The sequence below is a fragment of the Cecembia lonarensis LW9 genome (genome assembly GCF_000298295.1).
Lineage (GTDB): Bacteria > Bacteroidota > Bacteroidia > Cytophagales > Cyclobacteriaceae > Cecembia > Cecembia lonarensis.
This window is the reverse complement of the sequence record NZ_AMGM01000100.1, coordinates 1-12,578: the sequence shown is the minus strand read 5'-3', so window position 1 is coordinate 12,578 and position 12,578 is coordinate 1. Positions and strand designations below refer to the sequence as shown.

Below are 12,578 nucleotides of genomic sequence, written 5' to 3'. Positions count from 1 at the left end.
TTTTTTTATTTGCAACAACAGCCTATATCTTTTGAATTTTAGAAAATAAAATATAGGATCGGTTTATTTTTTAACATTAAAAAATGTTTTTTATTGAATTTTTCAAAATATTGGTTACTTTTAAAACCATTAAACAGATTATATTTAATATTTCATAATATATCCGTTTAAAAACAAACCTATTATTCACAAAACCTATTCAACCTATGAAAAACAGATTTACTTTACTGCTTACAGGCAGTGCCTTGATGGCAGTTCTCCTTTTTAGCTTCAACCCAGCTAAAGCTCAGGATGATAGCAAATTTTCAATGGATGTCACCCTTAACTCAGACATCTTCTTTGGGTTTTACCCTTTCTTTGCAGGTTCATACAGCCTCAGCGAAAACACGGCGTTTACTTTTTATGGAATTCTTTGGTCCGGTGGTGCAGCAGGTGGCAGCTGGGGCAACTGGACGGAGTTTGGTGTCGGTATGAACTTTGATGTGGCGGATGGAATCAATATCAATCCCCAGGTCGGTATATTAAATGGGAGCCTGACTTCAGGATTGGGCACGCCGGTTCTCGGAGAAGGATTTGTCCCTAATTTGACTATAGGCCTTGACAAAGCCAACACAGAAGGTGAGTTCTATTTGGGATACTACGTCGGATTTGACCATGGCAACCCAAATACCAATAACTACCTACACTATTGGGCAAATTATGGTTATAAGTTCTCCCCGTTTTTCTCTGCCGGGCTTCATTTAGAGCAATTGAGATTTACAGGAGGAAAGAATCAACCTGAAGATCCAGCATTTGACTTTTATCTTGCCTTGGGCCCTTATGTCCAATTTGCAGACCCTAACGGGGGTGCCTTTGCCAGGTTTACATCAGGTGCTGATTTAAGAAGTGATGACATGCTAGCAAAAAGTGGTTTTAGACAACCATCATTCTTCAAATTGACGGTGGGTTACAGCTTCTAAAACAAAAACTTCAGTTTAAAGCAATTTCTTAAAAATGATTTTAAAGTAAGGCCAAGCATACTCTTGGCCTTACTTTTTTTCAATGACAACCGGGTCCCCCACTTTTACTTCTGCCCCCTCCAATAAGAGCATGTTCTGACCAAACATGATTTGATTATTGACTGTCCTGTAAGTTGCCAATGTTTTTAAGGGCTCTTTTCCCTTTTCGGCCGTTTGCTGATCCACAGTGGTCATTACACATCGGGCACAAGGTTTGGTCACTTTAAAAACCGCCTCTCCGATCCGGACTTCATCCCAGTGATCTTCTTCAAAAGGATCACCCCCAGCAAAAACCAAATTAGGCCTAAAACGGTCCATGGGTACAGCCTCCATTAGTCTGCTGTTCAAATCATCAAGAGAACTTTGTCCGATGAGGAGATAAGGCATCCCATCGGCAAAACTTACCGATTCGCCATTCACCGCATACTTTTGCTTGAGCTTTCTTGACGTGGAGACCGGCATAAAAACCAATTGACAAGGGAAACCTATAATTTTGGAAAACCAAGCATCGCAAACTTGACTCACCAACTGTCCTTTCACCTGATCTTCCCAAATCTGCACATCAATCAAATCCTTGGTTTGAGGGCGGTAAGGTACCATAATATAATCTTCAGGTTGATTTTTAGAATAGACCTTCAATCCTTCCTCGTCGACAATTACCTGAATCAGGGCCATTCGTGGAATTGTCCTCTGACTTAGAAACTGACCTTCCATATCCACCAGCATCCACCGCCGGTCAAACTGAAACCCTCTTTCCTCTAGATTGGCTTGTTCCAACCGGATTCCCCTCAAAGATTTGATCGGATAAATATAAATGTCCTGTAAATACATGCTTTTCTTAAAGATAGTAACGCTTTAACTTGTCAGGCAAGTCTCCGGTTTTAAAAATTGTAAGGATCTTATAAAATGGGTTCTCCTGCTCAAGCTTGAAAAACTCCAACGGATGTGTCACATGGTAGGAGATTGATCTCAAAGAAAGATTGGAAGAAAAGGCAAGAGAACTGCAGGCACATATAATCAAGACCAAAGCCCACCTTTGTCGTTCCTTCTTTAACCGATCCTGAAAAATCTTCTTCATACCTCTAAGATACAAAAGGATTCAAAAAGGTTGCTTTTAAATTTCTTAAAATTAAAAGAATAGAAAAGTTGACACATCCTGAAAAGTCAATCATCCTATTGCTTACAAACTGCCAAACCTAACCTAAGAATGACAATTTAGATGGCAACTGCCTTGGTTTCTGACAGGAAAACTGTCATTCTGACATTGAAACTACTCAGATTGGAGTTGGCACAAGGCTTGTCAATAAGGTATTGAATTAGAAAAGTAACTTAACACAGAAATTAATTATACTATCATGGGAAAAATCATAGGTATTGACTTGGGTACTACCAACTCTTGTGTTGCCGTAATGGAAGGAAACGAGCCGGTGGTGATCCAAAACTCAGAAGGAAGAAGAACCACGCCATCCATCGTGGCATTCTTGGATAATGGTAACGGAGAGAGAAAAGTGGGAGATCCTGCCAAGCGTCAGGCCATAACTAACCCTGCCAATACCATTTCCTCCGTAAAAAGATTCATGGGTAAAAAATTCTCTGAAGTTTCGGAAGAGAAAAAACATGCTTCTTATAAAGTGGAGCAAGGTTCAAATGATACGATTGCGATCAAAATTGGTGACAGGTCTTATACACCACAGGAACTTTCTGCAATGATTCTTCAGAAAATGAAGAGCACTGCAGAAGATTTCTTGGGACAGGCAGTAACTGAAGCTGTCATTACAGTCCCGGCTTATTTTAACGATGCAGAGCGCCAGGCTACCAAAGAAGCCGGCCAAATTGCCGGTCTGGAAGTGAAAAGAATCATCAACGAGCCAACTGCTGCTGCCCTTGCTTATGGCATGGATAAGAAAAATCAAGATATGAAAATCGCTGTGTATGACCTGGGTGGTGGTACTTTCGATATTTCAATTCTGGAATTGGGTGATGGCGTATTTGAAGTAAAATCTACCAATGGAGATGTACACTTAGGTGGTGACGACTTTGACCAGGTGATCATGAACTGGTTGGCTGAAGAATTTATGGCCGAAGAGTCAATGGACTTGAGAAAAGACCCAATGGCTCTTCAGAGATTAAAAGAAGCTGCTGAAAAAGCTAAAATTGAATTGTCCAGCTCAGCTTCCACAGAAATCAACTTGCCTTATATCACCGCCACTCAGACAGGTCCTAAGCACTTGGTGAGAACATTGAGCAGATCTAAATTTGAGCAATTATCAGAAGATTTGGTAAGGAGATCCATGGAGCCTTGTAAAAAAGCGCTTCAGGATGCGGGAATGAGTCCATCTGATATTGATGAAGTAATCTTGGTCGGTGGATCTACCAGGATCCCTAAAATCCAGGAAGAAGTAGAAAAATTCTTTGGCAAGAAACCCTCAAAAGGTGTCAACCCAGATGAAGTAGTAGCCATAGGAGCTGCCATTCAAGGTGGTGTATTAACGGGTGAAGTAAAAGATGTCCTTCTTTTGGACGTAACCCCACTTTCTTTGGGAATCGAAACCATGGGCGGTGTATTCACCAAGCTGATCGAAGCCAATACTACTATTCCATCTAAAAAATCAGAAGTTTTCTCCACCGCTGCTGACAACCAGCCTGCTGTAGATATACACGTCTTGCAAGGTGAAAGACCATTGGCAAAAGATAACAGGTCCATAGGTAGATTTCAACTGACTGACATACCACCAGCACCAAGAGGTGTTCCTCAAATTGAAGTGACCTTCGATATTGATGCCAATGGTATACTCAATGTATCTGCAAAAGACAAAGGAACAGGCAAAGAGCAAAAGATTAAAATTGAAGCTTCTTCGGGGTTATCGCAGGATGATATCGAAAAAATGAAGAAGGAAGCAGAAGCCAATGCTGCTGCTGACAAAGCGGAAAAAGAAAAAATTGAAAAGCTTAACCAAGCTGATAGCCTGATCTTCCAGACAGAAAAGCAGTTGAAGGAATATGGCGACAAGTTGTCTGATGGCAATAAAGCAAACATCTCTTCTGCTTTGGATACCTTGAAGTCCGCACATCAAACCCAAAACCTGGCGGGAATTGACAGTGCCATGGAAGGCCTTAATAAAGCTTGGGAAGCGGCTTCCCAGGAAATCTACAACGCTACCCAAGGTGCAGGAGCGCAGCCAGGAGCTGATGCAGGTACAGGATCTGGCGCAGAAAATTCCGGAGACGGCGTATCTGATGTGGATTATGAAGAAGTATCTGAAGACAAGAAGTAAAATTAACTGAACCAACAAAGACGGCATCTGTATCTGATATGGATGCCTCTTTTTTTAGAGACAAGAACTAAGAATCAAGAGACAAGACTGCCTGGTCGAGAGATTGTAAAGAATAGAAAATGAAATATGCTTTGGGACATAAATAGATATATGACTCTACCTGTGGCAGACTTGTTCGGAAATATATTAGTGGCGTATCTATAAGAGAATTATTCTTAAAAGATTGTCAAGTATTTTCAAGGAGGAGACTTGAGTCTAATTTCTCATCTCTCGCTTCTCGCTTCTAACCGGCGAATCCCTACTTGGTTCTTTGTACTTTGTACCTGGTAAACTATGTCCAGTCTATCGATTCTCGTCTTTGTTTCTCGCATCTCGTCTCTCGCTTCTACTACTACCTCTTGTTTCTTATTTCTTGTTTCTGTAACATCAATCGAAAATTGAACTACAAATGCAACTAACTCATGACAATAAACTGAAAAAACTGATCATCGTAGGAGACCGCGTATTGATCAAATTGAGAAAGGCGGATGAAAGGACTTCTTCAGGACTGTACTTACCACCTGGCGTACAGGAAAAAGAAAAAGTACAGCAAGGCTACATCATCAAAACAGGTCCAGGATACCCCATCCCTGCTCCTGTAGAAGATGATGAACCTTGGAAGGATAGGGATGAAGCCATCAAATATATTCCATTGCAGGCCAAAGAGGGGGATCTGGCCATTTTCTTATTGAACGGCTCCTATGAATTAATGTATGAAGGCGAAAAATACTACATCGTCCCCCAACATTCTATTTTGATGCTGGAGAGGGAGGAGGAACTGTGAAGCAGTGGGAAGTGAGCAGTGATTAGTGAGTTAAAACTGCCGTCAGTGGGTTTTAAACCACTAATGACCTGAATGTTATTACCTTAAATTCAGAACAGTCATAAAGGAGTAAGCCAATCAATATCCATGGCTTTTAAGCCCCGGCATTGGAGGAGAAGTCAAAAGTTGGGAAAAACCGTTCTACCGTGGGCAGAAGGGAAGAAAAGCTATTAGTTCCTACAATAAACACCAACCCTGCTCTAAAAAGGCAAAACAATGATAATCGAGGCAAGGGTCTAGATCCGTCCATTTTTCTGTGAATTCCGCGCTATCTGCGAAAAACCTTACTCATATTGGATTTCGAAATAATTCAGTATTGCTTTGAAATTATCCTGAGCCGTCAAACAAGTGTCCAGTAGAAATTCTTTGATTTGGGGCCACTCTTGTAGTCCTCGATAATAAAAAAACTTAAGGTTCTCATCGATAATGAAAGGAACAACTTGATTAGCCAAACACTCCTTGAACATAATCAATCTCCCAACCCTGCCATTTCCATCCTGAAAAGGATGTATCATTTCAAACTCATAGTGAAAGCCGATGATGTCTTCAAGTGTTTTTTTGGGTTTTCTATGATAAAATTGGAGTAACTTATTCATCCTAGCCGCAACCTCCTTTGGAGGACATGTTTCGCTGCCTCCAACTTCGTTGGGGAGTCGTTTGTATTCCCCTACATTGAACCAATCCTTGCTGCTATCCGAAGTGCCTGTTTTTAGAAAAAAGTGGAGCTGCTTGATAAATGACTCGGATAACTTCATGTGTGCCTTATCAATCATTAAGTCAATGCATCTAAAATGATTTGTTGTTTCAATGATATCGTCCACATTGATACTTTCTGAAAACGCTCCAATGGTATTAGTTTCAAAAATAAACCGTGTTTGGTCTTGGGTAAGTTTACTGCCTTCTATCCTATTTGAGTTAAATGTTAATTCTACTTGCACCTTGTGATAAATCCCCCCTTTCAACCTCATTTCTTTTTGTTCTCTCAGGATATCAAGTAAGGTGTTATTACTTTTCCCTTTTGTGGAAATGATTTTTGAATCTTCGGGAATATTCCAGGTTTTCCCTGTCAAAAAGGCTCCTTTAATCTTCCCATTGGCACAATAATGCCTTACCGTCCTTGGGGATAGCTTATTCATCTTGGCAAACTCATTGACTGAAATATAGTTCATATGAATAGTTTTTGCCGTTATCGGCAAAAACCTCATCAAATATAAAAAAAATTAGAGATTATTGCCGATATAGGCAATGATTACCGTGATATTTCATCTCAAGATACAATCAGGCTTTAATCCCCTAAAGCAACACATAATTCCTCAGATAACTTTGCCAATCAAATCCAAAGAATTTTTTACTGCCTTATCAATATTTCCCTTCTCCCATAAATCATGCAATGAATTCGATAAGCGAATGGCTTTAAATACTGACTGACCACTAGCAATCTCTGTGAAAGCCAAAAAGACCAAAATAACCAGTGAAATATTTTTCTTCATTGTTGACTCGATTTAAGATAAAACAAATCCCTTAATCAAATAGCTATCAGCCATCAATATAACTAAATCCTAAGCCGATACGGTTCAAAACACCTAAATTTACCTTTAAAAATAATTCCCCGTAACACCAAAAATGTCAAAAATTAAGGTTCTCATCAATACATATCCAGTTCTTTTGGTTCCATCTAAAAAAGGATGATTTTTTACGATGCTTTCAAGAATAGCTCCCACTTTTTCTTTTAGGCAGAGGTAATTTATAAGTTCACCAAGCACTTTCTCTGGCAGCTTATTTAGGGCTTGCTGAAAAAGTCATAGGTATGTCAGCCTCAAAGCGGGAGAATGAAGATTTATGCTTAATAAATGGAGTATCCATCAAAGTTTAAAGAAATTATTCTCCAATTGGCGTTTTTCAGCACGCCCTATTCACAATTTCTTGCTTCGGTTCCATAGCATTCTACTTATTTTTCCAACAAGCCAAACTCCTTGGCAAAATAACTTAAAATCACATTAGCCCCGGCGCGCTTTATACTGAGAAGACTTTCCAGCATGGCTCTTTCCCCATCTATCCAACCACGTTCCGCTGAAGCCTTGATCATGGCATACTCACCACTTACATTGTAGGCGGCAATCGGCAAATTGGAATTATCTTTCAACAAGCGTATCACGTCCAAGTACGCCAAAGCCGGCTTGACCATTAGAAAGTCTGCTCCTTCCTCTGTATCCAAATCCGCTTCAATCAATGCTTCATAGTAATTGGCTGGATCCATTTGGTAGGTCTTTTTATCCCCCATTTTTGGTGCAGAATCCAAAGCATCTCTGAAAGGTCCATAAAAAGCAGAGGCATATTTGGCAGTGTAGGACATGATAGAGACATCGGTAAAGCCATTTTCATCCAAAACACTCCTGATATACCCCACTCTTCCGTCCATCATGTCAGATGGGCCAAGAATATCCGCTCCCGCCTGGGCCTGTGCCAAAGACATTTTACCCAAGATTTCCAAAGTCTCGTCATTCAATATCTTTCCATCCTTTACCAAACCATCATGTCCATCCGAACTGTAGGGATCCATGGCCACATCTGTCATCACGACTGCCTCAGGGAAGGTGGACTTGATCTTATAGATGGCTTTCAAATAAAAAGTGTCGGGATTATAACTCTCAGTGGCCAACTTGTCTTTTTTGACCTCAGGATAGGCTGGGAAAATATCAAATGCCTTGATGCCCAAGGAAAGGCACGCTTCTATCTCTTGCAACATCAAATCCAAGGAAAGTCTATAAATCCCGGGCATGGAAGCCACCTCAACTTTCTGGTTGATCCCATCAATCAAAAATAAAGGGAAAATGAAATCCTTTACCGACAACCTCGTCTCTTCCACCATATCCCGTATTCCTTGCGATTTTCTGTTTCTTCTTGGTCTTCTCAGCATAACAGTGTTTTTTACTGCACAAAGGTAAGGGGAATAGCCTATACTTGAAATTGGAAATTGGATTTTATGGAAGTCTGTTTGCTGCCTTCTGTCCAGACTTTGCTTTATTTTTCATAAATCCATCTTACAATCACCATCTTTGTTTTCCTTATGTAATATCCTGATTTCAGTTGACATTTTTTTATTCTTTTGTTATCGACAGTTCAACTCTTCTTAACTCCTCATTCTAGGTGTCCCACCCCTTTTTGAGTCTTATGTCTTGAGTCTTGTATCTTGTGTCTTTTATCTCGCTTCTCATCTCTCACTCCTACTTGCTGCAGGCAAGACTATTCTTAATTCCTCATTTTACATACCCATTCCCTTCTTTTGCCTTTTTACTTTTGCCTTGGCTCTTGACTCTAGCTTCTCGCTTCTAAAAAAAAACAGGCTCCAAAAGAAGCCTGCTTTATCAACATATAGACTAAACTTTATAATGCTTTAGAAATTGACCTGCGCCTGAAGCCTCAAAAGACTGCCCTGCTGCCTGTTATTTGGATTAAGCGAGTTTTCAAAGGTCCTATCGGAAATGGTATACATGGCCACTAACTCAAAGTTTTTGTTTGGCTGCCATTCTACCCCTATTTCCAATTCATTTACCCTGTGTCTGGTAGCGTCCAGTTCAAACTTTTTCCCTCCTTTGTAATAGTGATACCTGGAAAATGGTATAAAGATGTCTTTCCCTTTTTGAATAAAATAATTGGCCAACACATAGCCACCTCTAAGCGGTGCATCCACCACATCATTGGTTACCGGATCATACTCCGGTCCTCTTCCCCAGTTGAACTCTGCCTGAATACCAAAGGGCTGAGGGTAAACGACTATGGTAGGACCATATCGAAATTCTTCAAATTCCGTTTGATCAAAATCCGTCTGTGGGTTTCTATTGATCACAAACTTTCCTGTATAAGCCTGGAAAGAGGCTTCTATAAACTGTCCCGATGGCAGTTCCCAAGGATAAGAAGCCCTGCTGACGATATGAAAGTTTTTGTTGCGCTCTGGCAAATTAGCAGTCTGACCATTGTACAGGCCGAGACCAAAAACCCCATAATCACCTGAACCTTTCAATCCTGAGGACACCAAGTAACTGAAACGCTTACGGATTTCAGAAGGGGCATAGTAGAAAAACACACCCAAATCCCGTTCATTCAATACTGCTGAGTTTAAACCATCATTCCTGTCCAATGGAAGCCTGTTTTGACTGGACTGAAGATTTTCAAAACCAAAAGGCACCTTGGACTGACCGATTCTCAAACGAAACTCCTGTTTGGCATCCAAACCCAAATCAAAGTAGGCATCTCTGATTTGCGCAAAATTTGAACCTCCAGAGGCCAAGTCGGGCTGAATATACATAAAGATTCGCTCATGGATCTGACCAGAAAAAATCATCCTTATCCGTCTGAAGAAAAATCCTTCACCATCCCCACCCCAAGACCTGTCACATTGGGCACATTGGAGATTGGGATTGGTTTCAAAAAGACCATTGTAGCGCATCTGTGCATAGCCGCGCAGTTGAATGGTCTCATACCATTGTTTCTTTGGCAATGGATTGGCCACTATATTACCTTTTAAGGTGTCTTCATCAACGTCCCTTGCAAAAACGTCAACGAATGCAATCATCAAGATGATGAATGCGAGAGCGAATTTTATCCGCATGGAAGAAATATTTTTTTAAGTATGAAATACTTATTGTACAGCGACACAAAATAGCAGCAACAATATTTCTTTATAATGATGCAGATATTATCAATTTGTTAACTACTAATTCATAAGTTTTCTTAACATAGGGAGTTCGATGCGGCCTCAAAGTAATTTTTCATAAAAAACACCTTCAAAATCATCTAAAAGGGCATATTAAGGGAATGTTAAGCATTTTCTAATGTTAAAAAATCCTTAAAAAAATGTTAAGCAAAAACCCTTAATTTTTCTGAAAAAACATCCTGATTTTATCGCCTATGAATAGATTCCCTACAAAAATTCTTTAACTAAAAAAGAGCACTGAGCGATGCAATGCTTAACTCTTTAAAATTATGAATATACAAATCGCAAACCGGTAATTCTTCTCGGGTATGGGAGGACAAGACCCCTACCACTTTCATTCCTGCATTTTTGGCTGCAGTCACCCCAGAATAGGAATCCTCAAAAACCACACAGGCATCCGATTTTACTTTTAATTGATCTGCTGATTTCAAATAAACTTCAGGATCAGGCTTGTGCCTTTTCACATGTTCACTCGCCAGTATGGACTCCATTTTATCCATAATCCCCAAAGTACCAGCTATCAGCTCTAAATTGGCCAAAGGCGCCGAAGTACCCACTCCGGTAGGTAAACCTTCCGCCTTCAAGCTGTTGAAAAAATCCATAAAGCCAGCAATCGGATCGACCTTATCTTTATAAATTTCTCTAAAAAGGCTTTCCTTTTCATCTTCCAATTCAAGTAACTCCTGTCCTGCAATAGGCCTCCCCAAAAAATGACTCAAAATGTATGAATTACTCTTCCCATACATATGAAGAGCAAACTCTTCTTCCGTCGGAAAAAGGTTTCTTTTGGCAAAAAACTCCTGAAAGGCGATAGAGTGGTAGGGATTGGTATGGCAGATTACGCCGTCCATATCGAAAATAATGGCTTTACTCATGATTAATTGGTTTAACTTTTTAAAGGGCTCAACTCTTTTTTTAGGAAGGGGATAAAAAGAACATAAAACCCTCCAATACCCAAGGTAATTTGGAGGGTCTTAAACGACTACCAGCAGGAAACTATTTACTACTTCTCAAAAGCTTTTACCACCTTCTCAATGATATCACAACAATCATGAAGTTGATCCTCTGTCATGACCAAAGGAGGCGCAAAACGAATGATATTGCCATGGGTAGGCTTGGCCAAAAGACCGTTTTCCGCAAGCATCATGCACATGTCCCATGCTGTACTGCTGTCAGGGGAATCATTCACCACGACAGCATTCAATAGTCCTTTACCCCTCACCAGTTTCAGGATGGAATACTTATCCACCAAGGTCTGCATCCGGGCCCTGAATATTTCCCCGAGCTTTCGGGCATTTTGTGCCAATTTTTCATCCCTGACTACCTCCAAAGCTGTCATAGCTACCCTTGCACCCAAGGGATTGCCCCCAAAAGTGGACCCATGGGTTCCTGGCTTGATCACATCCATGATATGATTATCAGCCAAGACTGCCGAAACGGGATAAAACCCCCCGGAAATAGCTTTTCCCAAAATCAACATATCCGGCTTTGTATATGTGCTTTGCCTTTCGCAATGGCCCTCACAACTGCAATTACCACATACCGCCAACAAAGAGCCTGTTCTCGCAATTCCTGTCTGGATTTCATCTGCAATAAACAAAACATTTTTATCCTTACATGCTTCCGAAGACTGACGGATAAAGTCTTCTGCAGGTGTGTAAACCCCTGCTTCTCCCTGAATGGGCTCTACCAAAAATGCCACCACGCTTTCATCTTCTAAAGCAGTTTTCAAAGCCTCCACATCATTGTACGGAATGCGGATGAAGCCTGGCATATAGGGTCCGAAATTCTTTCGGGCATTGCCATCAGAGGAAAATGATATGATTGTAGAGGTCCTGCCATGGAAATTATTTTCAGCCACAATGATTTTGGCCTGTCCTTCCGCTACACCTTTCTTCTCATAACCCCATTTCCTGGCAATCTTGATGGCGGTCTCTACACCTTCGGCTCCTGTATTCATAGGCAATACCTTATCAAAAGCGAAGTACTCCGTGATATATTTTTCAAAAGGCCCCAAGACATCATTGTAAAATGCCCTTGAGGTCAAAGTAAGCGTACCGGCTTGCTCAATTAAAGCTTCCTTGATCCTAGGATGACAATGCCCTTGATTTACCGCAGAGTAAGCAGACAAAAAATCATAGTATTTTTTTCCCTCTACATCCCATAGAAAAACCCCCTCTCCCTTTGACAATACCACCGGCAAAGGATGGTAATTGTGTGCTCCATATTGATCTTCTATGGCAATGGCCTGCTTACTTGAGTTTATTGTTTCCATCATAAAATTTGTATTTTTGCTGCCCAAGGGGTCAGTTTTGCTGATTTTACCTAATGACAAATATAAGAAAAGGTGGTAGGATAAAAGCATGAATTTCAAAAAGAAACCAAGCCCTCCCATGGAGTTAAGGCCAGGTGATTATTACTTCAATGAACAGGGACTGATGGTTTTTACCGCCCAATACCATTTAAGAAGGGGATATTGCTGTGGAAGCGGATGCAAGCATTGTCCCTATAAGGAGAAGTGAGTTTGGTGAAGGGTGATTAGTGATTAATTATTAGTTGTTTAGTGATTGGTTGATTGGTTAGTTAAACTGTGAGTTGTTCATTGTTCAAGGTTAAAGGTTCAATCCGCTATGGCCGGAAAAACGGTATTACTAATTGAGCAAAAACCCTGGAGAATGAACCTTGAACTTATTGTATGCCCTTTGTTCAAAGTTCGTTGTTGGTTCTTT

The 12,578-nt window shown here is 40.6% G+C and carries 12 protein-coding genes; 4 read left to right on the top strand and 8 right to left on the bottom strand.

The genetic code is table 11. The annotated features are described in order from the left end of the window. Window positions 1-206 precede the first annotated feature (206 nt). Window positions 207-959: a DUF6733 family protein gene (locus tag B879_RS18405; RefSeq protein ID WP_009186724.1), complete on the top strand. Its 753-nt coding sequence runs from the start codon at window positions 207-209 to the stop codon at window positions 957-959. 69 nt (window positions 960-1,028) lie between these two features. Here the strand turns inward: B879_RS18405 and B879_RS18400 are convergent, their stop codons facing one another. Then, window positions 1,029-1,829, bottom strand: a complete 801-nt coding sequence (locus tag B879_RS18400; protein ID WP_009186723.1) for an MOSC domain-containing protein — start codon at window positions 1,827-1,829, stop codon at window positions 1,029-1,031. 524 nt (window positions 1,830-2,353) lie between these two features. On the opposite strand from B879_RS18400, the gene dnaK reads away from it, so the two are divergent. Further along, window positions 2,354-4,273: a molecular chaperone DnaK gene (dnaK, locus tag B879_RS18390; protein ID WP_009186722.1), complete on the top strand. Its 1,920-nt coding sequence runs from the start codon at window positions 2,354-2,356 to the stop codon at window positions 4,271-4,273. A gap of 448 nt (window positions 4,274-4,721) precedes the next feature. Then, window positions 4,722-5,096, top strand: a complete 375-nt coding sequence (locus tag B879_RS18385; protein WP_009186721.1) for a co-chaperone GroES — start codon at window positions 4,722-4,724, stop codon at window positions 5,094-5,096. A gap of 323 nt (window positions 5,097-5,419) precedes the next feature. On the opposite strand, the gene B879_RS18380 is transcribed toward B879_RS18385, so the two are convergent. The 7 genes from B879_RS18380 to rocD all read right to left on the bottom strand — a co-directional run bounded on the left by B879_RS18380 (window position 5,420) and on the right by rocD (window position 12,127). Further along, a complete protein-coding gene (locus B879_RS18380; RefSeq protein ID WP_040401136.1) occupies window positions 5,420-6,304 on the bottom strand; it encodes a Fic family protein in 885 nt (294 codons plus the stop codon). 144 nt (window positions 6,305-6,448) lie between these two features. Continuing rightward, on the bottom strand, window positions 6,449-6,625 hold the full coding sequence (locus B879_RS22690; RefSeq protein ID WP_009186719.1) for a hypothetical protein: 177 nt from the start codon (window positions 6,623-6,625) through the stop codon (window positions 6,449-6,451). 105 nt (window positions 6,626-6,730) lie between these two features. Further along, window positions 6,731-6,898 carry a Fic family protein gene (locus tag B879_RS22225; protein ID WP_262481914.1) on the bottom strand — a complete coding sequence of 56 codons (168 nt, stop codon included), beginning with the start codon at window positions 6,896-6,898 and terminating at the stop codon, window positions 6,731-6,733. Between the two features lie 185 nt (window positions 6,899-7,083). Continuing rightward, window positions 7,084-8,052, bottom strand: coding sequence for a porphobilinogen synthase (hemB, locus tag B879_RS18370; protein WP_009186718.1), 969 nt, complete (start codon window positions 8,050-8,052; stop codon window positions 7,084-7,086). 477 nt (window positions 8,053-8,529) lie between these two features. Further along, window positions 8,530-9,744, bottom strand: coding sequence for a porin (locus B879_RS18365; protein WP_009186717.1), 1,215 nt, complete (start codon window positions 9,742-9,744; stop codon window positions 8,530-8,532). A 329-nt stretch (window positions 9,745-10,073) separates the two neighbouring features. Next, window positions 10,074-10,724, bottom strand: coding sequence for an HAD family hydrolase (locus B879_RS18360; protein WP_009186716.1), 651 nt, complete (start codon window positions 10,722-10,724; stop codon window positions 10,074-10,076). A 128-nt stretch (window positions 10,725-10,852) separates the two neighbouring features. Beyond that, entirely contained in the window at window positions 10,853-12,127 is a 1,275-nt protein-coding gene (gene rocD / locus B879_RS18355) for an ornithine--oxo-acid transaminase (protein WP_040401139.1), read from the bottom strand. Between the two features lie 85 nt (window positions 12,128-12,212). Between rocD and B879_RS22855 the strand changes: the two genes are divergently transcribed. Continuing rightward, on the top strand, window positions 12,213-12,371 hold the full coding sequence (locus B879_RS22855; protein ID WP_162136895.1) for a C1orf53 family protein: 159 nt from the start codon (window positions 12,213-12,215) through the stop codon (window positions 12,369-12,371). Window positions 12,372-12,578: the final 207 nt, after the last annotated feature.